Below are 22,084 nucleotides of genomic sequence, written 5' to 3'. Positions count from 1 at the left end.
CGGTTGGCGCCAATCGAAGCCGTCATTGCGAGGAGCAACGCGACGACCCTTCTCCGCTTGCTGCGAAGCAGTCCTATGGCGGCGGTGACCAAAAAGCGGACTGGCGAAGCACCGAGGCGTATTGTTTCCCTCAAGAAAGAACCTTGCGGAGGAAAGCAAGCATGACGTTGTTGAATTGCCTCGGCCTTTGCAGCGGCGCGAAATGGCTCACACCAGGCAGGATCTTCAATTCCGCTGTCGCGATACTCCGTGCAAGATATTCGGCATGTTCGGGCTTGATGAACTCGTCGTGCTCGCTCTGCACGATCGCAACAGGCACATCGATGTGGGCGAGCTCGCCCGCAGAATAATTCGGTTCGGTCTTCATCATCTGGCCGACAGCTTCAACCAATGCGTCGAACTGGTCCGGCGTGGCTGATAGCTGGGCATAGTCCTTGGCGTGCCGTCCGAAACACCGGTCGAGAACCGGGCTGGGCTCGATTTCTTTTGTGCCGCTGGGGTCCATGTTGCAGCCGAAGAAAAACACGCCTGCAACGCGTTCGGCGGCCTTCATGGCGAGGATCAAAGCGGTGCAGGCGCCATCGCTCCATCCGACGACGGCTGCCTTGTCCACTTGCAGCGCATTCATCACGGCCAGAACGTCGGACGCCATCAACTCATACGTGAAAGGCCGCGAATCGCGCGTGCTGCGGCCATGGCCGCGGCTATCGATCAGCACGGCGCGATAACCCGACGCGACCAGCGCCGGAACCTGATAGCCCCAATTGCCGCTATGCCCAAGGCCGCCATGCAGCAAGATCACGGGAGCTCCCGACCCGTACGTCGCGTACCGGATTCGAGCACCGTCGTGTTCCACAAAGCCTTGATTGATCGCGGCAGGCAGGGGCGCAGCGCCATGCGCCTCGAAAAATTTAAGGTCGTCGTCGTATGATTCCATTCGGATTTGACCCAAAGCTAAGGATAGGGAGACCTGCAACCGCCGCTGATATCACCCCGACAAACTGTTGACGGTCGATATAGCACCCCGCGACCTAACTGAATCAAATGTCAGCTTCTAGGCGCTTTCTGCTCCGCCCTAATTGCCCGGAGCCCATTGGTGCTTTCCCATGCAGCTTTATATGATATATATCATTTCATACAAAAGCGGGAACCCTCATGGCCGACCAGACTGCAGCAATCGACACCGGCCCTCGTTCGGAAGCTTCTTCCACTGTCCCGCAGATCGCCGTCCTGGCAGGCCTAGCCGCCACGGGAACGCTCGCCACCAACATCCTGCTGCCGTCGCTGCCGCAGATGGCGGTGTCGCTCAACGTCACGAGCGCGGCGGTCACCGCAGCGATCACGGTCTTCCTCGCTCGCGGCGACGATTTCCTCCAACGCGCTGTTCGCGCTCGGCGTGGTGCTGGTGGTGTTCTCGCTTGCGGCGCTCGGGCTATACGCGATGCGAGCGAAGGCCGGCCAGGACGTCTTGCGCGCCTAATCGCCGGACTCTCCGGTGATCGAAACTTCAAGGCCGCGCCTGTCGCTGCCACGGAGATTGAGCGTGCCACCGTCAAATCTTAGCGTCCATTTTAGCAATGGAGCGTCCGCTCCCAACGTCCGGCGCTCGAGCACAAATGTTTGGCCATCCAGCCATCTTCCCTTGGCCGCAAGAACTCCGGAGGCCGTCGGGTCGCTTTTGCGAAACAGCCCGTCAAGCCCGATCGGGCCGGTGAACCTGAGCGGTGGCCTCGCTGGATCCCGGTTATTGATTTCCAGCTCATAGTGCGGATTCGGACCAGTAAGGGTCAACGAAAGCGACCGCACATTCAATGCGTTGCCGAGGAATTTGTATGTCTTTCCCGAGATGAAAGACGCGATCTCCGGCGTTGCGCCAACCTCGGTCGGTTTCTCGGTTGATATCTCATGGATCACGCCGGCAAGCAGATTTGTGCCGGCGGGGTCCGGCGGCAGCGCCGTCTGGGATTTCACCGCGCCGGAAATATCATCAGCCATTTTGCTGAATGGACAAAAGTCTCTGGCCGTCGTCACCGCAACGATATCCAGCTTGGGGAACACCATGATGACCTGGCAATGGTATCCGACCGCCATGTAAACCTGCTTCTTGGGTAGAGCCCAGAAGAAGTTCGAATATCTTAGCTCCGGCTCCCGCTTCGAATTCATGTTCACCGAGGCTTCGCTTGTCTTTTCGATCCAACCTTGTGGAAGAAGCGGCTTACCTTCCCATTTGCCATGCCGCAGATACAGATAGCCGATCTTCGCCATGTCGCGAGGCAGCAAGGCCAGACCGTATCCTCCCGTTGAGATACCTTGCGGGTCGCGCCGCCAATTCCACGTGCTGATCCCAAGCGGACCGAAAAGCCTGGCCTTGGCATAATCCGACGCACTCAACCCCGTCAGCTTGGTGAGAATAGCGGAAAGCAAATGCGAATTGCCGCTATTGTAGTTGAAGATGTCTCCAGGTGCGTTCGACATCTGACGATCGAGGATGAATTTGATCCAGTCCGGGCTAAGCTCCATAGCGATCGTCGAAACCGGCCGCCCGCTCAAAGGCTCTTCCCATTCTATTCCGGACGTCATGTCCAGCAGGCTCTGGACCGTTATTGACTTTTTCCTTTCCTCCACATTCGCAACGCTTCGGTCTGCAAAAAAGTCCAGCATTCGACGGTCCGCGCTGTCCAGCAGCCCGTCCTTCAAGGCGATCGCCGTCAAGGTGCCAATTACAGCTTTGGTGGCAGAGTTGGTGATGTGGGGAATATCCGCCGCATACGGCGCGTAGTAGGCATCGAGAACAATCTTGCCATGCCGAACGATCAGCAAACTGTCGAAGCTGCGGCTTGCTCCGAACTCGACCAGCCTGGCAAGCGCCGCCGAGTCCATGCCCTGCTCTTCCGGCGTGGAAATTGGCCATTGCTTGGTCGGCCAGGCGGACTCCACAGCGTCTTGGGCGTATGCGGCAGCGCTGCAGATCGAAACCAGCATGATCGCGCCGAGAAAAATCCCGGAGACGTCAAATCTTTGATTTTGCATCAGCGCCCCGTGTCGTTTGCGATCTAACCCGCCAGATACCGCTCGTACTTCCCCGCCACCACCTCGTCCGCCGTAATATCCGGATCGAGTGTGTAGAGATCCTGCGCGCGACCGATGCCGCGCAGCGCGTAGCGGCCGGTCGACACCAGATAGTTTCGCCCCGCCGCATCGAGACCGGAGCGGAACGCCGACGACATCAGCAATTCGCGGTCGACCGAGCGGCACATCGAGGCGATGCGGCTGACCTCATTGACGGCAGGCCCCACCACCGTAAAGTCTAGCCGGTCGTCGCTGCCGATATTGCCGTAAAAGACCTCGCCGACATGCAGGCCGACATGGGCTGATGTGACCGGCCGGTTCTCGGCCGTCCGGCGGGCGTTGAGCGTTCTCATATTCCGCCGGAAACGATGTTCGGCGCGCAGCGCGGCGCGGTTTGCCTTCGCCATGTTCTCGTGGGTGAACATCGCCAGCACGCCGTCGCCGATCAGCTTGAGCACCTCGCCGCCGGCATCGTGAATGGCGTCGATCGAGGCCTGCGCATAATCGTTGAGGAACGGGATGATCTCGCCGGGATCGATGCTCTCGCTGATCGCGGTCGAGCCGCGCAGGTCGGAGAACCACAGCACCGTGTTGATGCGCTCGGTGACGCCGCGTGTGATGCGGCCGCGCAGCACCTGCTCGGCGGTGTCGCGACCGAGATAGACCCGGCCCAGCGTCTTGGTGATGTCAGCCTGCGCCGCGGATTTGATCGCCAGCCCCAGCACCGGCACGAGATCGCGCAGCGCAGCCAACCCCTGCGCGCCAAATCCCTCGTCGCGCCTTGTCACCCAGTAGGAATAGACGCAGTCCATCTGCCCCATGGTGCCGGCCTCGCCGAACTGGTGCACATAGGCCACGAGATGCTTGTGGCCCTTCTCGGCGAGTTCGTTCACGAACTTGAACCTATGGGTCCCGCCGTCAGCGAGGTCGATCGGCAACTCCGAAAAGCCGTTTTCAAGCATGTGATAGAAGATCGAACTGCGCCAGGCTTCCGCCGCTTCGCCCTCATTTGTCGAGCCATATTCGAACATGTCGCTTTCGTTGGTCTCGGCGTCGTTCCAGCGAAAGCCGCGGCCTTCGAAAATCGGGTGCAGCGTATCGATGAAGACCATGCCGCGCGAGATGCCAAGCCCCTCGGCGCAGCAGCGTTCGCAGAAACCGCGGATCAGGTCGTTTTGAGGCAGGCCGGTGAGGCCCTGGCCGACCAGCCAGTTCATCAGCCGCAGACGGGGGTTGAGCTCCATGCGGCCATTATGCCGTGCAATCGGGGCGAGTGAAAGGCTGGCGCCGCCTGCATTCCCCGGATGCTGCGCAGCGTGAAGCGATGCGCTGCTGAGCCGGGATCCACACTCTGCGGCTTGGGTCCCGGCTCTGCGGAGCAGCGTTGCCGGACGATGCTTCGCATCGCCTAGGCTGCACCGCGTCCGGGACAAGCGTGCCTTACGACTTCGCGCGCGTGACTGCCTCGCCGTCTTCCTTGACGAAGGATTCGACCGGGTTGTCGAGCAAATCGAGCACCAATTCCGAAGGCCGGCACAAGCGGACGCCCTTTGGCGTCACCACGATCGGCCGGTTGATCAGGATTGGATGTTTCAGCATGAGGTCGATCAGCTCGTCGTCGCTCCATTTCGGGTCGGCCAGGCCGAGCTCGGCATAGGGCGTGCCTTTTTCGCGCAACAGCTCGCGCGGCGAAATTCCGAGCGCGGCAATCAGTTCGACCAGCCGGGCGCGGCTCGGCGGCGTCTTCAGATACTCGATCACCTCGGGCTCTTCGCCGCTCTGCCGGATCATCGCCAGCGTATTGCGCGAGGTGCCGCAGGCCGGGTTGTGGTAGATCGTAACGCTCATGGTTGCGCCTCCTTCAACATTGCGCGCGCCTTGTCGCTTTCACGAAGCAGCCAACCCATGAAGATCAACGCGATGATGGCGCCGCAGGTTTCCGCCGCGATGAAACCCGGAAGATCTGTGGGGCGAATGCCCGAAAACGTATTGGTCAATGAGCGCGCAATGGCAACGGCGGGATTGGCGAACGACGTCGACGCCGTGAACCAGTAAGCCGCCGTGATGTAGAGGCCGACCAGCCACGGCACCGCGGCGCGGTTGAACTTGATACCAGCGAGGATGGTTGCGACCAGGCCGAAGGCGGCGACGGCTTCGGCGAGCCATTGCGCACCGCCGGTTCGCATTTTCAGCGAGGCATCGAGCAGCGGCAGCGCGAACATCGCATGCGCCAGCATGGTTCCGGCAATCCCGCCGGCGATTTGCGCAGCGACGTAGAGCAGCGCCTCGCGCCGCGTCAGCTCGCGCTTGAGCGCAAAAACCAGCGATACCGCCGGATTGAAATGGGCCCCGGAAATGGGACCGAGAATGGTGATGAGGACGACCAGCATGGCACCGGTCGGCAACGTATTGCCGAGCAACGCGAGTGCGACGTCCTTGGTCAAGGTCTCGGCCATGATCCCGGAGCCGACCACGGTGGCGACCAACAGTGCCGTCCCGAGCGTCTCGGCGGCGAGCCGGCGTGGCAGATCGAATTCGGACATCAGCTCGCCTTCTCACGGCCGGACGTCGAGCCGTCGCTGCGGCCGTCCTTGCGCAGGATCGATTCCGCCAGGATCGACCGGGCGGTGTTTCCGGTGCACAGGAAGAGTACATTGTCGATGCGTTCAGGCATGCGCTTTCCTCCTCGGCTTCGGGGTGCAGCCAGGCGTGAGGTCTTCGATCAATGGACCACAGATTTCGGGCCGCCCGTCGCAACAATCCCTGAGCATGAACAGCACGACGGACTGAAAGGCCTTCAGATCGGCGCGGTAGACAATCGAGCGGCTGAAGCGGCGCGCTGTCACCAGCCCCGCACGCGACAAGATCGCCAGATGCGACGACATGGTGTTTTGCGGTACGGCGAGCGCCTTGGCGATGTCACCTGCAGGCAATCCCTCCGGCTCGTGTTTCGCCAATAGCCGAAACACGTCGAGCCGGGTCGATTGCGCCAGCGCCGCCAGCGCCAGAATGGCTTGTTCGGATTCCATATATCCAGACTTATCGATAGATCGGGGCGTGTCAACTTTAACTGTTGCGGCTGCAGGCGCTCGCTATTTCGATAGTTCTGGAAATACCGTTGACAGGCCGTGATATCCATGTCATCGTGCAGTCATGAAACTCGATGACGCCGCCGCCCATCTGGAAGCGCTGGGCAATCCGACCCGGCTCAAGATCTATCGTGCGCTGATCCGCGCCGGCGGCGCCGGACTTGCCGTCGGCCGCCTGCAGGAGAAATTGAAAATCGCGCCCTCGACCCTCTCCCACCATATCAAGGCGCTGGTGGTGGTCGGTCTCGTCACGCAGGTGCGCGATGCGACCACGCTGATCTGCCACGCCAACTACGAAGTGATGCGGGAGCTGGTGGGTTTTCTGGTCGCCGAATGCTGCACGGAAAGCGCCGAAACCGCCGACGCCAAGATCAATGCCAACACCAAGACCGCGGCTTAGCGCGCCGACTTTTCGACCGCTATTTCGATATTTCTAGTTTTATGGGAGAATGCCATGAGTGAAACCAGAACTGTCGCGATCATCGGAGCCGGTCCGGTCGGCCTTGCCGCCGCCGCCCATGTGCTGGAGCGCGGGCTGCGGCCGATCGTGCTGGAATCCGGCGACAAGGTCGGCCACGCCATGCGGCAGTGGGGCCACGTGCAACTGTTCTCGCCCTGGGAATACAATGTCGACAAGGCGGCGGCGCGGCTGCTGGCGGCAACGGGATGGAATTCTCCCGAACCGGATCACTACCCGACCGGCGCGGAAATGGTCGAGCATTATCTCGAACCGCTTGCGGCCAACTCGGCGCTCGAGCCCCACATCCGCACTTCAAGCCGCGTCACCGCGATCAGCCGGGCCGGCTTCGACAAGATGAAGTCGAAAGGCAGGGAAAAGGCGCCGTTCGAAATTCGCTACCAGAACGGACAAGGTCCGAAAGTCGTCAAGGCCGATGCGATCATCGACGCTTCCGGCACCTGGCATTCGCCGAACCCGGCAGGCGCCAACGGTCTTTCCGCTATCGGCGAGACTGATGCCTCCGACAAGATCGCCTATGGGATGCCCGACGTCCTGGGCAAGGAACGCACGCGCTATGCCGGCAAGACCGTCGCGGTGCTGGGCGCGGGACATTCGGCGATCGGCACGCTGATCGATCTGGCGAAGCTTGCGGAACAGGCGCCGGGCACCCGGCCGATCTGGCTACTGCGCGGCAGCGATCCGGCGAAGGCTTTCGGCGGCGGCGCGAACGACAAGCTGGTGGCTCGCGGTGAATTGGGCGCGGCCTTTGCCGCGCTGGTGACGGCAGGCCACATCAAGGTCGAGAGCGAATTTCGCGTTTCGCATCTCGTAGCCGACGGCCCTCGCCTCGTCGTCGGCGCCCTGTCCGGCTGCAGCGCCCGGCAGGCCGTGGTCGATGAACTGATCGTGGCAACCGGTTTCCGTCCCGATCTCGATTTCGTGCGCGAGTTGCGCATCCGGCTCGATCCCGCCATCGAGTGCCCGATCGCGCTGGCGCCGCTGATCGATCCGAACGAGCATAGCTGCGGCACGGTGCGGCCGCACGGCGCCCGCGAACTGGCGCAGGACGAGCCGGGCTTCTATTTCGCCGGCATGAAAGCCTACGGCCGCGCGCCGACCTTCCTGATGCTTACCGGGTACGAACAGGTGCGCTCGATTGCGGCCGACATCGCCGGCGACCGAACTGCCGCAGAGCGGGTCGAACTGGTGCTGCCCGAGACCGGCGTCTGCAGCCGCTCGCTCGCGCCAGATGCCGGCAATTGCTGTGGCGGCCCCGCAATATCGGATGTTGACGCATGTTGCGTCGCGGATGAAAAAGCAAAGCAACAAGGCAAATCGGGATGTGGTTGCGCGTCCTCGGCATGAGGAGTGAATAGAATTTCGCTGGAAGGCCGATCCGTCATCGTTGCGATGTGCGCAGGGCAGCTCGGCAGCCTGCTCCCGCACGTCGTCGTACCTTCCATCCTTGCCTCATTCCTGATTCCGGAATGGCGCTTGAGCGGCGCGCAGGCAGGCCTGCTGGCAGGCTCGGGCGCCGCCGGCTACATGCTGACCGTGCCGGTGCTGGCGACGCTGACCGACCGCATCGACGCGCGCAAAATTCTGATCGCCGGCTCGGCGGTGAGCGCGCTCGGCACGCTCTCGTTCGGCGCCTTTGCCACCGGCCTGTGGTCGGGCGCCCTCTTCAACGCGATTGCCGGCATCGGCTTTGCCGGTGCCTACATGCCCGGCCTCAAGGCGCTGACGGACCGCCTCGCGCCGGGCGACTCATCCCGCGCTATCACGCTCTATACGTCGAGCTTCTCGTTCGGCGTCGGCTTGTCGTTCCTGGTTTCACAGCTCGTGGCAGAAGCCTGGGGCTGGCGGAGTGCCTTTTTTGTCACCGCTGCCGGGCCGCTGGTGATGCTTACCGCCTGCTTTCTGCTGCGTCCGGTCGAACCCAGACCGGCATCTGGTCACTTGCTCGATTTCGCCCCGGTGTTCCAGAATCGCAATGCCATGGGCTTCGTGCTCGGCTACGGCGCGCATTGCTTCGAGCTCTACGGCATCCGGACGTGGATCGTTGCGTTCTGGACTTTTGTCGCCGCGAGGCATTCCGATGCATCGATCCTGACGCCGGTGGTGGTGAGCGTGGCGTTCTCCCTGCTCGCCATGCCCGCGAGCATTTTGGGCAATGAATTCGCGCTCCGATTCGGCCGCCACCGGGCCATCACGGCAGTCATGTTCGCTTCCGGCACCGTGGCGCTTCTGATCGGCGTGCTCGCCGACAAGTCACCATGGCTGCTGCTGCCCTTGATACTCGTTTATGCCATCACCGTACCCGCCGATTCTGGCGCGTTGACTTCGGGCATGTCGATGGCTGCGGAGCCCAGCTATCGCGGCGCAACCATGGCCATGCATTCCACCGTCGGCTTCAGCCTGTCCGCCCTCGGCGCCTGGGCGGTGGGTGTCGCGCTGGATGCGACCGGCGGGCCGCAAAATGCATCGGCCTGGATGGCGGCGTTCGCGGTGCTGGCAGCGGGCATCCTGCTCGGACCGCTGGCGCTGCTGTGGTCAAGAAGAGAAACCGTCCAGTGAACCAGCTTCCCATCATTCTCGCCCTCGGCACGACACAGACCCTGGCCTGGGCTTCGAGCTATTATCTGCCGGCGATCCTCGCTGACCCCATCGCGCGCGATCTCGGCATATCCTCAACCTGGATATTTACCGCTTTCTCCGCCTCGCTGGTGATTTCGGCCCTGATAGGCCCGCGTGTCGGACGGCAGATCGACCTGGTCGGCGGCCGCTCCGTGCTGTCGCTATCCAATCTGGTGCTGGCGGCCGGGCTGGCGCTGCTCGGCTTCACATCATCCATCCCCATGCTCGTCATCGCCTGGCTGCTGCTCGGCGTCGGCATGGGCGCCGGCCTCTATGACGCCGCTTTCGCCGCTCTCGGCCGCATCTATGGTGATGCCGCACGCCGTTCGATCACCGGCATCACGCTGCTCGCCGGATTTGCCTCGACCGTCGGATGGCCGCTGTCCGCGTGGGGGCTGGAAACCATCGGTTGGCGCAACACCTGCTTTGCCTGGGCGGCGGCGCACATCCTGATCGGCCTGCCGCTCAACCTCCTGATGCTGCCGGCCGTGAAAGGCGCGAAGGCGGCGGTGGCGGCAGCCGTCAAGCCGCATATCCCGATCGACCGCACCATGATCGTGCTCGCCTTCGTGTTCGCCGCCGCCTGGACCGTCACCGGCGCGATGGCGGCGCATTTGCCGCGCATTATGGAAGCGGCCGGCGCGACCACCGCGCAGGCGGTATTCGCCGGCGCGCTGATCGGCCCGGCGCAGGTGGCCGCGCGGATCTTCGAGGCGGGCTTTCTCAGCCGCTACCATCCGCTGGTCTCGACCAAGCTTGCCTGCATCACCCACCCGATCGGCGCCGCCATCCTCGGCCTGGCCGGCGGCGGCGCGGCCAGCGTGTTCGCGCTGTTCCACGGCTCCGGCAACGGCATCCTGACCATTGCGCGCGGCACGCTGCCACTCGCGATTTTCGGCCCGGAGAATTACGGCTATCGCCTCGGCATCATCGGCGCACCGGCGCGGATGGCGCAGGCCGCGGCCCCGCTGCTGTTCGGCCTATTGATCGAGGCCATGGGCGCGCGGGTGCTGATCGTATCGTCGGCACTCAGCATCTCGGCGCTGCTGGCACTGTTTCTGCTGCGCAAGGGATCGGCGAGGTCGTGAGTTAGGGCGTAGATGGCATGCGGCGTCAGGTTTGCGAGCCTACGGCTTCCTGATCTCCGACGTCGCGATCCATATGCCCGCAAACACGGCGACCAGCCCGACAATGAGGTTGAGCGTGATCGGCTCGCCGACGAGCTGAGTGGCAAGCAGGCCGGCGGCAACCGGATTGACGGTCATGGTGTTGGCTACACGCGTCGGCGACGCTCGCTCCAGCGCCAGCACCCACAGGATGAACGCGAGCGCGCCACCGGCGACGCCGAGATAGAGCCCCGCGATCCATTGCGGCGTTCCGAACTGGCCGAGCGATGTGATGCTGCCGGTCAACGATCCGACCAGGATCAGGGCCGCTGCGCCGTTGCCCATGCCCACGGTGAGGAAACCGAGCGCGCTGGACCGCTGGATGAACGGCCGGGACCAGACATTGTAGAACGCCATGCACAGAACGGCGCCGGTCATGATCAGTTCGCCGCGCCACGCGCCCGCCGGCGCGGCCGACAATCCCGTTGCGAGTGCGGCGGCGACACCCAGCACCGCGATGCAGACCCCGATCGACTTCCGTTTCGTCAGCGGCTCGATGCCGAGCAGAGCGCCGACCATCATGGTGTGCAGCGGCAGCGTCGCCAGCGCGAGAGAGGCGCGCGCCGCGGTCGTGAACGTCATGGCAATATTGTAGAGAACGAAAAACACGCCGAAGAAGCAGAAGCCGAGGGCGGCGACGGCGGGCCAGTCCGCGCGCTTCGGCCATCGCGCCTTCATGAGCAGCGCCGCCGGCAGCACGCAGCAGAAGCCGATCCCCCATCGCAGGATCGCAAGCGTGATCGGATCGGTGTTGCCGGCAAGATAGCGCGTGATCGCCGCGGCGCTGCCGCCGAGGCTGCTCGAGACCAGCGCGATTGCGACCCCGATCCATTCACCCAACGCCGCCCCCTGTCGCCCGCATCTATCGCGCGGATCATATGGTGGGGAAAATCGCGCACGCGAGTCTCGACGGCGCTCGGATAAATCTTTCTGTCTCGCACCGCGCGATCTGCATGCAAATGGCGGCAACTGTCAGCAGCCCATATCAATCTCTCGTCTTGCGCGCGAGGCCATGACGGGCTTAGCCTGCAACTGGGGAAATCGCAGCCTCCCCGTTAAATGGCAATCCCATTCAAGCGCTGCTCGCTTTTGTATGGAGCGGGCACATGGATGGAACGACGCTCGAACTGTCGCTGTTTTTTCTCGCGACCTTCGTCGGCGCGCTGGTCGCAGGTCTCTCCGGCTTCGCCTTCGGCCTCATCGTCTCCGCGATCTGGCTCTACATCCTCACTCCGCTGCAAACGGCGACGCTGATCATCGCGTTCGGGCTCTTCGTGCAGGGCTATTCGGTGTGGAAGCTGCGCGGCGCGCTCAGCTGGCGAAGGCTGTGGCCGTTCGTGGCCGGCGCCGCGCTCGGCGTTCCCGTCGGCGTCGGCGTCCTGACCTGGGCGAACCCTGCCCATGTGCGCGCGGGCGTCGGTGCCTTCCTGGTGCTCTACAGCCTCTACGCGCTGCTGCGACCGGCTATCCCTGCCGTGAAAGCGGACGGCGCCGCAGCCGACGCCGCCGTCGGGTTCCTCAACGGCGTGCTCGGCGGCATCACCGGACTTGCCGGAATTCTGGTGACGATATGGTGCGGCCTGCGTGGCTGGCCGAAGGACGTGCAGCGCACGGTGTTTCAGCCGGTAGCAGTTGCGATCTTCCTGATGAGCGCACTATGGATCGGCGCCAAAGGCGCGATCACGCAGGACACGATCAAGTTGTTCCTGATCGGACTGCCAGCCTTGTTCGCCGGCACCTGGGCCGGGCTCAAGCTGTACGGCCTGCTGGATGAGGCGGCGTTCCGGAAGGTGGTGCTGGTGTTGCTGCTGGTCTCGGGAGCGGTGCTGATCATCTGATAGCAGTAACGAGAAACCGCCTCGATCGCGTCCAGTCACTTGAGCGTGAGTCTGCTGATGTCAGCGCGCGACCGCGTTGACACTCCGCGTCAGTGTGGCTGAATACGGCCATGGGGGTAGTTGCGATCCCCCCACGAGGCGACATGCCCAAGTATCGCGTCCCGGTTTTTCCGGAGGCGCATACGCATGCCCCAAATATTCTCTCATCCATCCCCTGACACTCGGCCGCGCGGCATCACGCATTGCGGGATGCCGCGCGCTATCCGGTCGATCTTTGGGGGCTCGCTCAAGAAGGAGAACGCCATGAAACACCCGCTCACGTTACTCGCGCTCGGCGCCGCACTGCTGCTGTCGCATGCCGCCCGCGCCGATGCCATCGATTGGAAGAAGGTGGATGCCGCCCTCGGCAAGACCGCCATGGTAAGCGGTGAAGTGCATCGTTACGGGCTGCCGCGATCCGATCTCCACGTCACGCTGGACGGCGTCGCGATCAAGCCAGCATTGGCGCTCGGAGGCTGGGTCGCCTTCGCTCCCATGCACGGAGAGGCCATGCTGATGGGCGATCTGGTGTTGCTCGAGACCGAGATTACCCCCGTCATGACGAGGCTGCTGGACAGCGGATTGGATATCACTGCCATCCACAACCACATTCTCCGCGCCTCTCCCGCGACCTTCTACATGCATGTGGCCGGGCACGGCGATCCCGAGAAAATGGCAACCGCGATCCGTGCAGCGCTTTCATCGGCAAGCAAGACGCCGTTCGATCCACCGGCCAGCACTGCCACTGCGGCGCCTGCGGTTGATCTCGACACAGCAAAGCTCGACGAGGCGATGGGCGCCAAGGGCACGGCGAATGGTGGTGTCTACCAATACGGCATTCCGAGGCGCGATCCCGCCAAGGAAGGCGGAATGCAGGTCAACACGCCGCTCGGCGGCGCCAACGCCATCAACTTTCAGCCGACCGGTGGCGGCAAGGCTGCCATAACAGGCGATTTCCTCGTAACCGGCAACGAGGTCAATCCCCTGATCCGGGCGCTGCGTGCCGGCGACATCGAGGTCACCGCGATCCATAGCCACATGCTCGCGGAAGAGCCACGGATGTTCTTCGTTCATTTCTGGGCCAACGACGACGCCCTGAAGCTGGCGCGCAACGTTCGCGCCGCGCTCGACAAGACGGCCGTCGCGCAGCATTGACCGCGGCCCGTCAAGCCTCCTTCGACGGTTTGATGTGGCGGAATCAAAACAAGGGCGGCGCCGAGGCCGGCGCCGGCGGCCATTCGCGACCAATCTGGCAACGGATTTCAGGTGCACCCAACCAGATCCGCGAATTATCGCGTCAATCCATTTCTAAATTTCAATCAATTGCGTCGAACTGGCATAGCCTGCCGTCAAGAAGTTTTTGTCATGAGAAGCTGACCGGAACCCCGGTTTCCGGTGGTTTCGAGGCTCCGGCAGGTTGGAGCCTGCAGGCTCTGGAAGTGGTTATGAAGGAAGCGATCCGCTTACGCGAATTGGAAGCCGAGTGCCGCCAACGCGCGCTGAACGAACCCGACAAGCAATGGTATTGGCTGGCGCAAGCCGCCAAATACCAGGTGCAGGCAAGCCAGAAACTTGCCTATCAGTCGGAAGGGGGCAACACGCCCGAAACGCCGGAGATCAAGCTGGCGCAATGGTCGCATGTCCGGGATGAGCGACGTGTGATGGACCCCTTGCCCGACGGGCGGCGATCGCCCTGGTAGTCCCGCGAACCGCGTTGACGCACCGGTCTCCGCGTCACGTGAGAGCACGCTACCGCCCCTGTTCCTCCGGCGGCTTGATATGGCGGAACGAGAACAGCAAAGCGAGGTCGTAGGCGATCTTGAGCGTGCCGCAAACCACCAGCGGCAAACCCGTAAACGACGTCATCAAGAGCGCGCCTGAGATCGCCGGGCTGACGGCAGATGCGAGGCTGCGCGGCACGGCGGTGACGCTGGCGGCCGCGGGCCGTTCGGCCGGCGTCACCACGGCCATGACATAGGAGGTGCGGGTCGGCACGTCCATCTGCGACAGTGCGGAGCGCAACAGCAGCAAGCCGAGCGCGACGTAAAGGTTCGCCGCAAACGCCGCCAGGATCAGGAAGATGCTGGAGGGGATATGCGTGAACACCATGGTGTTGACCAGCCCAATGCGCCTGGCGATCCAGGCCGCGACCGGATAGGAGAACGCGCTCAGCGTGCTCGACCAGAAGAAAAACAATCCGGCCGCGGACAATGACAGATCGAAGCGCTCGAACAGCCAGAGCACCAGAAGGGACTGCGCGACAAAGCCGCCGGCAAAGGAATCGATGCTGAACAGCGCCGCGAGCTTGTAGACGGTGCCGCGCGAAGGCCCGAGTGGCGCCTGTGGCACCCGCTCCTCGCCGCGCGCATGCGGGACGTAGCGATAGAGCGCCGCGCAGGCGATGCCGAGCGCGGCATAGGCATAGAACATCAGACGGAATGCGGCGAGTTGCGTGCTGCCGCCGGCGACGAGGAGATCGGGCAGCGAGGCCGCAAGCGAACCCGCAGCGGTGCAGAGCGCGCCAATCAGGCTGTAGCGCGCGAACACCTGGGTCCGGCGCTCATCGGCGACACTGTGCGCCAGCACCGCATGCTCGAGCGGCACCAGCACGCCGAGATCGCCGCCGGAAGCGTTGATCGTGCCGATGAATGCGACCAGCGCGATGAGTACAAGATGCTCGACGGCGGGAAAGGCGATGCCGGTCGCCACCATCAGGCAAGCGCCCGCGATCAGCAGCGGCCGCAGGTCATGGCGCGGCGCGATCCAGCCCGTGATCAACGTCAGCAGCGCCGTGCCAAGCAGCGAGGCGGTCGCGACGATGCCGACGGCGATCGCGTCATGGCCGAGCGCGGTTATGTAGGCCGGCAGGATGATGACGGCAAAACCGTCGCCGAAGCCGCGCAGGCCGCGTGCGACATAGAGCAGCCGGATCAGTGCGTTGGTGGTGGAAGGTTTTGGTTCGGTCGCGATATCGGTCATCCGAGCGTCCATGCGCCATCCTCGACGTAATCGAGTGTGCGCAGAGCTTGGACGGCGGACCGTCTGACGGGGAGCCTGCTTCGTCCCCGACGGGGAAAGCTAGAACCGAATATGAGGTTTCGCAAGCGCCCTTGCGTAGGATGGGTGGAGCGGAAGCGATACCCATCCTACGGTTCCCGCGAGAGCTGGTTGACAGCGGAAGCCACAGGCGCTTAATTCCGCGCATGGGGATGTTGCGATCTCCCCACGAGGCGACATGCCCAAGTATCGCGTCCCGTTTCTTTTGACGAGGGCGCAGCCATGTCATCCTACACCACGATATCTCCCGACAAGCTTTCAAAATTGATCGGCACGGCGAACATGCCGGCCCTGATCGATGTGCGCACCGACGAGGATTTTGCCGCCGACCAGCGGCTGATTCCGGGCGCCGTCAGACGCAACCACGAAGAAGCTGCCGATTGGGGCGAGGAGTTCTCCGGCCGCTCGGCGATCGTCGTCTGCCTGCGCGGCCAGAAACTGGCGCAAGGCACCGCAGCCTGGCTGCGCCATCTCCACGTCTCGGCCGAAGCGCTGGAAGGCGGTTTCGAAGGCTGGAAGGCCGCCAAGCTGCCGCTGGTGCCGGCGGCAAAACTCCCCGCGCGCGACGCGCAGGGTCGCACCGTCTGGGTCACCCGCGCGCGGCCAAAGATCGACCGCATCGCCTGCCCGTGGCTGATCCGCAGGTTCGTCGATCCCAACGCGGTATTCCTCTTCGTGACACCGCCGGAAGTGCTGGGAGTCAGCGAGCGTTTCAACGCCGCCCCCTTCGACGTCGAGAACGTATTCTGGAGCCATCGCGGCGAACTCTGCACGTTTGACGTCATGATCGAGGAATTCGGGCTCGCGACGCCGCCCTTGCTGCGGCTGGCGACAGTGGTCCGCGGCGCTGACACCGGGCGGCTCGACCTGTCACCGGAAGCGCCCGGCCTGCTCGCGGCTTCGCTCGGGCTGTCGCGCATGTTCGATGATGATCTCGAGCAGTTGGAAGCCGGCATGACGCTGTACGACGCGTTCTACCGATGGTGCCGGGACGCGACCGGCGAGACCCACAATTGGCCGACCAACAAGGCGAAACCGTAATGGACGCGGCGATGAACAAGGCGGCCGAACCCGATGTCGTCAGGGAAACCGGTCACGGCATCAGCTTCGGCGAGGCTTTCCGGGTCTGGCTGCGGGTCGCCATATTGAGTTTTGGCGGCCCGGCCGGGCAGATCGCGGTGATGCACCGCATCCTGGTCGAGGAAAAGAACTGGATCTCCGAAGGGCGGTTTCTGCATGCGCTGAACTATTGCATGCTGTTGCCGGGCCCGGAGGCGCAGCAACTCGCGACCTATATCGGCTGGCTGTTGCATCGTACCGCCGGCGGCATCATGGCGGGCGGGCTATTCATCCTGCCCGGCATCATCGCCATCATGGGCTTGAGCTATATCTACGCGGCCTATGGCAATGTCGGCTTCATCGAGGCGCTGTTCTTCGGGCTGAAGGCCGCGGTGCTGGCGATCGTGGTCCATGCGGTGGTCCGAGTCGGCAAGCGCGCACTGCGCAGCCGCGTGATGATCGCGCTCGCCGCGATCGCCTTTGTCGCGATCTTCTTTTTCAACGTCCCCTTCCCGATCATCATCGTCGCGGCTGGCGTGGTCGGCTATTTTGGCGCGCGCAGCGGCCGGTCGGAGTTTGCCGCCATCGAGCATGGCGGTGGGAACAAGATCGCGGCGGTCGACAGCCTCCTCGGTGACGAACTGCCCGGCCATGCGCGCCCCACCGTGGGGCGCGCACTGAAGGTGAGCTCGGTGTGGCTGCTATTATGGGTGGTGCCGGTGGCCGCGCTGCTGATCGGGCTTGGACAAGCCAATGTGTTCAGCCAGATCGCGCTGTTCTTTTCCAAGATGGCGCTGGTAACGTTCGGCGGTGCCTATGCAGTGCTGGCCTATGTCGCCCAGCAGGCGGTCGAGCATTATCATTGGCTGCAGCCGCGCGAGATGCTTGATGGCCTCGGCATGGCCGAGACCACGCCGGGGCCGCTAATCATGGTGCTGCAGTTCGTCGGCTTCATGGCCGCCTATCGCGATCCCGGCACACTGTCGCCGATGTGGGCCGCCACGCTCGGCGGATTGCTGGCGACCTGGGTCACCTTCATCCCCTGCTTTCTCTGGATCTTCCTTGGCGCGCCCTATATCGAGACGCTGCGTGGCAACAAGGGCCTCGCGGGTGCGCTGACCGCGATCACCGCCGCTGTGGTCGGCGTGATCCTCAACCTCTCGATCTGGTTCGGATTGCACACGCTGTTCCGGCAGACCATCCCGGTTCGTTCGCTGGGGCTTTCGTTCGACATGCCGGTATGGGGAAGTCTCGATGTCGCCGCGTTCGTGCTGGCGGCGGCAGCGGCGACCGCGATCTTCCGGCTCAACGTCGGCATGCTCTGGGTGCTGGCGGGATCCTGCGCGGCGGGCGTGGCGTTGCGGTTGCTTGGAGCCGTCTGAACACCCTCTCGAAGCAACGAAAGGGCCAAGCGGCGATTGCGTTAGATCAAGTCGATCCCTGCCGGCAGCCTTACCCTACTTCCAAACGAGGCTGATCATGCTGCCTTTTACGCCGGCACAGTTTCTTTCCGTGTTCGTGAAGTACAACAACGCGATCTGGCCAGTTCAGATCGTCGCTTATCTGCTCGGCGCCATCGCCGTCGCGCTTCTGTTCCGGAAGCCGCAAGGCGACGACCGAACGATCGCTGCCATTCTCGCGGCGATGTGGCTCTGGACCGCGATCGCCTATCACGCGCTTTTCTTTGCTGACATCAACAAGGCTGCGTATCTCTTCGCCGCATTGTTCGTCATCCAGGGTAGTTATCTCTTCTACGAGGGCTGCTATCGCGGCCGACTCCGCTTCGTTGTTGGGTCGGGACCGCTAGCGTGGCTCGGCATCGCCTTCGCAGCCTACGCGGCGATCCTGTATCCGCTGATCGGCATGCTGACCGGGCATCCCTACCCGGCGATGCCCATGTTCGGCGTCACACCCTGCCCGGTGACGATCTTTACCTTCGGAATGTTGCTTGCGACCATGCCGCCCCTGTCGCGCTGGCTCCTTCCCATTCCGTTTGTCTGGTCGCTGATCGGAGGCAGTGCGGCCATCTTGCTCCATGTGCCGCAGGATTGGTTTCTGCTCGTCAGCGGGCTGATTGCCACACCGCTGATTGCATTCCGGTCCCAACCGTCGCGCCAGCCGCAGCCGGCCCGCTAAACCACGTGCGTCGGTGCCAGCCGGCAGATCTCAGCATCGACCTCGATCTGCAACGTGCTGTGATGGATGTTGAAGCGCTGCGACAGCTCCTCGCACACCTGATGCAGGAAAGCATCGTCGCTGCCGCCGGGGCGCACCAGATGCGCGGTCAGCGCGGTCTCGTTGGTGCTCATGGCCCAGACGTGGAGGTCGTGTACCTCAACGACGCCGTCCAGCCCGCCGAGGTAATCCTTCACATCGGAGAGCTCGATGCCGCGCGGCACGCCATCGAGCGCGAGATTGACGCTGTCGCGGGCCAGACCCCATCCGCTCCAGAACACCACAGCCGCAATGACAAGGCTGATCGCGGGATCAAGCCACAGCCAACCGGTCAGCATGATGATGCCGGCGGCGACCACCACGCCGAGCGAGACGGCGGCATCGGCTGCCATGTGTAGGTAGGCGCCGCGAATGTTGAGATCGCCGTGGCGGCCGCGCATGAATAACAGTGCGGTGCCACCGTTGATCGCGACGCCGAGGGCCGCGACCAGGATGACGGTCATGCCCGCGACCGGCGCCGGGGCATAAAAGCGATTGACCGCCTCGACGACGATGCCGCCGACCGCAACCAGCAGCAGGCCGGCATTGAACAGGGCCGCCAGGATCGAGGCGCGGCGATAGCCATAAGTATGCCGCTGGGTCGGCTGCTTCTGCGCCAGCCACGCCGCGCCCCACGCCAGGAGAAGCGCAATCACGTCGGAGAGATTGTGGACGGCGTCGGAAATCAGCGCCAGCGAATTGGCGGCGTAGCCGAAGATCAGCTCGGCGACAACGAAGGCGGTATTGAGCGAGGCGCCGATGGCGAACGCCCAGCCGAAACTATCCGGCGCATGGCTGTGGCCCGCGTGACCATGCGAATGACTATGCGCGTGGGAGTGATTGTGGTGAGCGTGATCGTGCACCATTACGCCTCGATGGATTTCGACGGCGACTTATATAGCGCGTTAGACCTCAAATACTATCACAGTGAGGAGATACGGTCGTGCGGCCAGCTCCGCCGTCGTCCCGGCCTTGAGATTTGTAGGGTGGGCAAAGCGAAGCGTGCCCACCATTCGCGAGGAAGGTGCTGATAGATGGTGGGCACGGCGCTTCGCGCGCCTTTGCCCACCCTACTTTGAGCCTACTCCACGCCGCGCAAAAACTTATTCGACTTCGGCAGGCCGTGCGCGAGGCGGCCGGCGTCGGCGCGGTTGCCGCGCCAGTCGGCCAGTTCCTTGGCGCTCATGCTCTGCTCGCGGCCGGCGGAATCCTTCCACGTCAGCCCGGCCTTGAACTCGAACACCGCGACGTCTGACAGCTTGGCGCTGGAATATTTCTGCAGGCGCACGCCGCGGCCGCGCGCCATCTCCGGCACCTGGTCGAGCGGGAACAGCACCATCTTGTGGTTGGTGCCGATCGCAGCCACGGTATCGCCTTGCACGGTTGCGATCGCGCAGGCCTCGTTCGGCATGGTGACGTTGAGCACCTGCTTGCCCTTGCGGGTATTGCTGACGCAATCCTCTTCCTTGACGACAAAACCCTGCCCCTCGCTGCTCGCGATCAGGAACTTTCGCTCGCCCTTGTTGACGAACAGCGAGACGATCGCGGCGTCCTGCTCTAGGTCGATGAACATGCGGATCGGCTCGCCATGGCCGCGGCCGCCGGGCAGTTTTGCCACATCGAGCGAATAGAATTTGCCGTTGGTGGCGAAGAGCAGGAGCTTCGACGTGGTCTCGGCGAAGAAGGTGTGGTCGAGTTTGTCGTCGGTCTTGAAGGCAAGGCCCGAGATATCCTCGACATGGCCCTTCAGTGTACGCACCCAGCCCCTCTCGGAGATCACGACCGTCACCGGCTCGCGCTCGACAAAGGCTTCCTCGATCGCGGCGAGATCATGCTCGGGCGCGTCGGCGAATTGCGTGCGGCGCTTGCCGAGCGGCGTCTTCGGCCCAAAGATGTCGCGCACCTTCCGAACCTGTTCGCCGACCTTTGACCATTGCTCGGCTTCGGACCCGAGCAGCGACTTGATGCCCTTCAATTCGTTGCGAAGGTTCTTGTCCTCGGTCCGGATTTCGAATTCCTCGAGCTTCCGCAAGGAGCGCAGCCGCATGTTGAGGATGGCGTCGGCCTGGACTTCCGTCAGCTTGAACGCCTTGATCAGCGCCGGCTTCGGCTCGTCCTCGGTGCGGATGATCTTGATCACCTTGTCAATGTTCAGATAGGCGATCAGGTAGCCGCCAAGTATTTCGAGGCGGTTCTCGATCTGCGTCTTGCGGTAGTTGGAGCGGCGCACCAGCACGTCGCGCAGATGGTCGAGCCATTCGCGCAGGCACTCGGCAAGGCCGACCACCTTGGGGATCTTGCCCTTGATCAGCACATTGAGGTTCAGCGAGATCTTGCTCTCGAGCTCGGTGAGCCGGAACAGCGATTCCATCATCAGCGCCGGATCGACCGCGCGGGATTTCGGCTCGATCACGAGGCGAATGTCTTCCGCGGATTCATCCCTGACGTCGCCGACCAGCGGCAGCTTCTTCTCGTTGAGCAGTTCGGCGATCTTCTCGACCAACCGGGATTTCTGCACCAGCCACGGGATCTCGGTGATGACCACCACCCAGGTGCCGCGCGCACCCTCTTCCTGGGTCCATTTGGCGCGGGTACGGAACGAGCCGCGCCCCGTCATGTAGGCTTCGGTAATGCTTTCCTTGGAATCGACGATGATGCCGCCGGTCGGGAAGTCCGGGCCCTTGACCCATTTCATCAGCGACTTCGACTTCGCCTCAGGCTTGTCGATCAGATGCAGCGCCGCGTCGCAGAGCTCGGCGACATTGTGTGGCGGGATCGAGGTGGCCATGCCGACCGCAATGCCCTGCGCGCCGTTGGCGAGCAGGTTCGGGAAGCCGCCGGGCAGAACGACCGGTTCCTTGCTCTGGCCGTCGTAATTGGCGCGGAACTCGACGCCGTCCTCGTCGATGCCGTCGAGCAGGAGTCGCGCGACCTCGGTCATGCGCGCTTCGGTGTAACGGTAGGCAGCCGGGTTATCGCCGTCGATATTGCCGAAATTGCCCTGGCCGTCGACCAGCGGGTAGCGCGAGGCGAAGTCCTGGGCGAGACGCACCATGGCGTCGTAGATCGCCTGGTCGCCATGCGGATGGAACGAGCCCATCACGTCGCCGACGATTTTTGCCGATTTCTTGAACGGGGTGCCGGGGTCGAGCCTAAGCAGGCGCATGCCGTAGAGGATGCGCCGGTGCACCGGCTTCAGCCCGTCGCGGGCGTCCGGCAAGGCACGATGCATGATGGTCGAGAGCGCGTAGGCGAGATAGCGCTCTTCCAGCGCATCGCGCAGCATGACCTCGTGGATTTCAGCCGGTTCTTCCGGCGGTAGCTGTCGTTTTCCCATGGGGAGGGGTTAGACTCTGCTGATAAATCCGGCAAGACGTATGCCGAATGGAATTTTCTGACGCCGCCCCTGCGAACGCAGGGGCCTATAACCACAGGCATTTATTGGAAAAAAGACTC

At 63.3% G+C, this 22,084-nt stretch carries 20 protein-coding genes and 1 pseudogene; 10 read left to right on the top strand and 11 right to left on the bottom strand.

Annotated features, from left to right (window positions below):
• Nucleotides 1-130: 130 nt before the first annotated feature.
• The 7 genes and pseudogenes from V1292_RS23215 to V1292_RS23185 all read right to left on the bottom strand — a co-directional run bounded on the left by V1292_RS23215 (nucleotide 131) and on the right by V1292_RS23185 (nucleotide 6,098).
• Nucleotides 131-937 carry an alpha/beta fold hydrolase gene (locus V1292_RS23215; protein WP_334374970.1) on the bottom strand — a complete coding sequence of 269 codons (807 nt, stop codon included), beginning with the start codon at nucleotides 935-937 and terminating at the stop codon, nucleotides 131-133.
• A gap of 539 nt (nucleotides 938-1,476) precedes the next feature.
• A complete protein-coding gene (locus V1292_RS23210; RefSeq protein WP_334374969.1) occupies nucleotides 1,477-3,030 on the bottom strand; it encodes a serine hydrolase domain-containing protein in 1,554 nt (517 codons plus the stop codon).
• Between the two features lie 23 nt (nucleotides 3,031-3,053).
• Nucleotides 3,054-4,313 carry an adenylate/guanylate cyclase domain-containing protein gene (locus V1292_RS23205; protein ID WP_334374968.1) on the bottom strand — a complete coding sequence of 420 codons (1,260 nt, stop codon included), beginning with the start codon at nucleotides 4,311-4,313 and terminating at the stop codon, nucleotides 3,054-3,056.
• Between the two features lie 196 nt (nucleotides 4,314-4,509).
• A complete protein-coding gene (gene arsC / locus V1292_RS23200) occupies nucleotides 4,510-4,917 on the bottom strand; it encodes an arsenate reductase (glutaredoxin) (protein WP_334374967.1) in 408 nt (135 codons plus the stop codon).
• Nucleotides 4,914-5,612, bottom strand: coding sequence for an MIP/aquaporin family protein (locus tag V1292_RS23195; RefSeq protein ID WP_334374966.1), 699 nt, complete (start codon nucleotides 5,610-5,612; stop codon nucleotides 4,914-4,916). The genes arsC and V1292_RS23195 overlap by 4 nt, the downstream gene beginning before the upstream one ends.
• A gap of 41 nt (nucleotides 5,613-5,653) precedes the next feature.
• Nucleotides 5,654-5,743, bottom strand: a pseudogene (locus V1292_RS23190) (arsenate reductase/protein-tyrosine-phosphatase family protein); the annotation flags it as partial.
• Complete coding sequence (locus V1292_RS23185) at nucleotides 5,736-6,098, bottom strand: ArsR/SmtB family transcription factor (RefSeq protein WP_334374965.1); 363 nt, start codon at nucleotides 6,096-6,098, stop codon at nucleotides 5,736-5,738. The pseudogene V1292_RS23190 and the gene V1292_RS23185, both read right to left, overlap by 8 nt.
• A gap of 124 nt (nucleotides 6,099-6,222) precedes the next feature.
• Here V1292_RS23185 and V1292_RS23180 point away from each other — a divergent pair, with 124 nt between their 5' ends.
• The 4 genes from V1292_RS23180 to V1292_RS23165 are packed head-to-tail and all read left to right on the top strand — an operon-like array spanning nucleotide 6,223 to nucleotide 10,343.
• Nucleotides 6,223-6,558 carry an ArsR/SmtB family transcription factor gene (locus tag V1292_RS23180; protein ID WP_334374963.1) on the top strand — a complete coding sequence of 112 codons (336 nt, stop codon included), beginning with the start codon at nucleotides 6,223-6,225 and terminating at the stop codon, nucleotides 6,556-6,558.
• A gap of 54 nt (nucleotides 6,559-6,612) precedes the next feature.
• The gene (locus tag V1292_RS23175; RefSeq protein WP_334374962.1) at nucleotides 6,613-7,983 is read left to right on the top strand and encodes an NAD(P)-binding domain-containing protein; all 1,371 of its coding nucleotides are present in this window, start codon (nucleotides 6,613-6,615) and stop codon (nucleotides 7,981-7,983) included.
• A gap of 45 nt (nucleotides 7,984-8,028) precedes the next feature.
• Complete coding sequence (locus tag V1292_RS23170) at nucleotides 8,029-9,195, top strand: MFS transporter (RefSeq protein WP_334377139.1); 1,167 nt, start codon at nucleotides 8,029-8,031, stop codon at nucleotides 9,193-9,195.
• Nucleotides 9,192-10,343, top strand: coding sequence for an MFS transporter (locus V1292_RS23165; RefSeq protein ID WP_334374961.1), 1,152 nt, complete (start codon nucleotides 9,192-9,194; stop codon nucleotides 10,341-10,343). The genes V1292_RS23170 and V1292_RS23165 overlap by 4 nt, the downstream gene beginning before the upstream one ends.
• Before the next feature lie 39 nt (nucleotides 10,344-10,382).
• Here V1292_RS23165 and V1292_RS23160 read toward each other — a convergent pair whose 3' ends face one another.
• Entirely contained in the window at nucleotides 10,383-11,261 is an 879-nt protein-coding gene (locus V1292_RS23160) for a DMT family transporter (protein ID WP_334374960.1), read from the bottom strand.
• Nucleotides 11,262-11,527: 266 nt separating this feature from the next.
• On the opposite strand from V1292_RS23160, the gene V1292_RS23155 reads away from it, so the two are divergent.
• The 3 genes from V1292_RS23155 (at nucleotide 11,528) to V1292_RS23145 (ending at nucleotide 13,998) form a co-directional block, all read left to right on the top strand.
• Complete coding sequence (locus V1292_RS23155; RefSeq protein ID WP_334374959.1) at nucleotides 11,528-12,259, top strand: sulfite exporter TauE/SafE family protein; 732 nt, start codon at nucleotides 11,528-11,530, stop codon at nucleotides 12,257-12,259.
• A gap of 303 nt (nucleotides 12,260-12,562) precedes the next feature.
• Complete coding sequence (locus tag V1292_RS23150; RefSeq protein WP_334374958.1) at nucleotides 12,563-13,453, top strand: DUF1259 domain-containing protein; 891 nt, start codon at nucleotides 12,563-12,565, stop codon at nucleotides 13,451-13,453.
• Complete coding sequence (locus tag V1292_RS23145) at nucleotides 13,450-13,998, top strand: hypothetical protein (protein ID WP_334374957.1); 549 nt, start codon at nucleotides 13,450-13,452, stop codon at nucleotides 13,996-13,998. The genes V1292_RS23150 and V1292_RS23145 overlap by 4 nt, the downstream gene beginning before the upstream one ends.
• 49 nt (nucleotides 13,999-14,047) lie before the next feature.
• Here V1292_RS23145 and V1292_RS23140 read toward each other — a convergent pair whose 3' ends face one another.
• Nucleotides 14,048-15,277, bottom strand: a complete 1,230-nt coding sequence (locus tag V1292_RS23140) for an MFS transporter (protein WP_334374955.1) — start codon at nucleotides 15,275-15,277, stop codon at nucleotides 14,048-14,050.
• A 300-nt stretch (nucleotides 15,278-15,577) separates the two neighbouring features.
• Between V1292_RS23140 and V1292_RS23135 the strand changes: the two genes are divergently transcribed.
• The 3 genes from V1292_RS23135 (at nucleotide 15,578) to V1292_RS23125 (ending at nucleotide 18,550) form a co-directional block, all read left to right on the top strand.
• Nucleotides 15,578-16,396, top strand: a complete 819-nt coding sequence (locus V1292_RS23135) for a sulfurtransferase/chromate resistance protein (RefSeq protein ID WP_334374954.1) — start codon at nucleotides 15,578-15,580, stop codon at nucleotides 16,394-16,396.
• Nucleotides 16,397-16,407: 11 nt separating this feature from the next.
• Nucleotides 16,408-17,796: a chromate efflux transporter gene (gene chrA, locus V1292_RS23130; protein ID WP_334377138.1), complete on the top strand. Its 1,389-nt coding sequence runs from the start codon at nucleotides 16,408-16,410 to the stop codon at nucleotides 17,794-17,796.
• Between the two features lie 97 nt (nucleotides 17,797-17,893).
• A complete protein-coding gene (locus tag V1292_RS23125; protein ID WP_334374953.1) occupies nucleotides 17,894-18,550 on the top strand; it encodes a DUF6064 family protein in 657 nt (218 codons plus the stop codon).
• Here the strand turns inward: V1292_RS23125 and V1292_RS23120 are convergent.
• Both V1292_RS23120 and parC read right to left on the bottom strand, forming a co-directional pair.
• Complete coding sequence (locus V1292_RS23120) at nucleotides 18,547-19,494, bottom strand: cation diffusion facilitator family transporter (RefSeq protein WP_334374952.1); 948 nt, start codon at nucleotides 19,492-19,494, stop codon at nucleotides 18,547-18,549. The two genes, V1292_RS23125 and V1292_RS23120, sit on opposite strands and share 4 nt — an antisense overlap.
• Nucleotides 19,495-19,709: 215 nt before the next feature.
• Complete coding sequence (gene parC / locus V1292_RS23115) at nucleotides 19,710-21,965, bottom strand: DNA topoisomerase IV subunit A (protein WP_334374951.1); 2,256 nt, start codon at nucleotides 21,963-21,965, stop codon at nucleotides 19,710-19,712.
• Nucleotides 21,966-22,084 lie beyond the last annotated feature (119 nt).

Origin of the sequence: Bradyrhizobium sp. AZCC 1719, from assembly GCF_036924525.1 — a bacterium.
In the GTDB taxonomy this organism is placed as follows: Bacteria; Pseudomonadota; Alphaproteobacteria; order Rhizobiales; family Xanthobacteraceae; genus Bradyrhizobium.
Note: the sequence above shows the minus strand (reverse complement) of the source record. Positions and strands in the feature narration are given on the sequence as shown.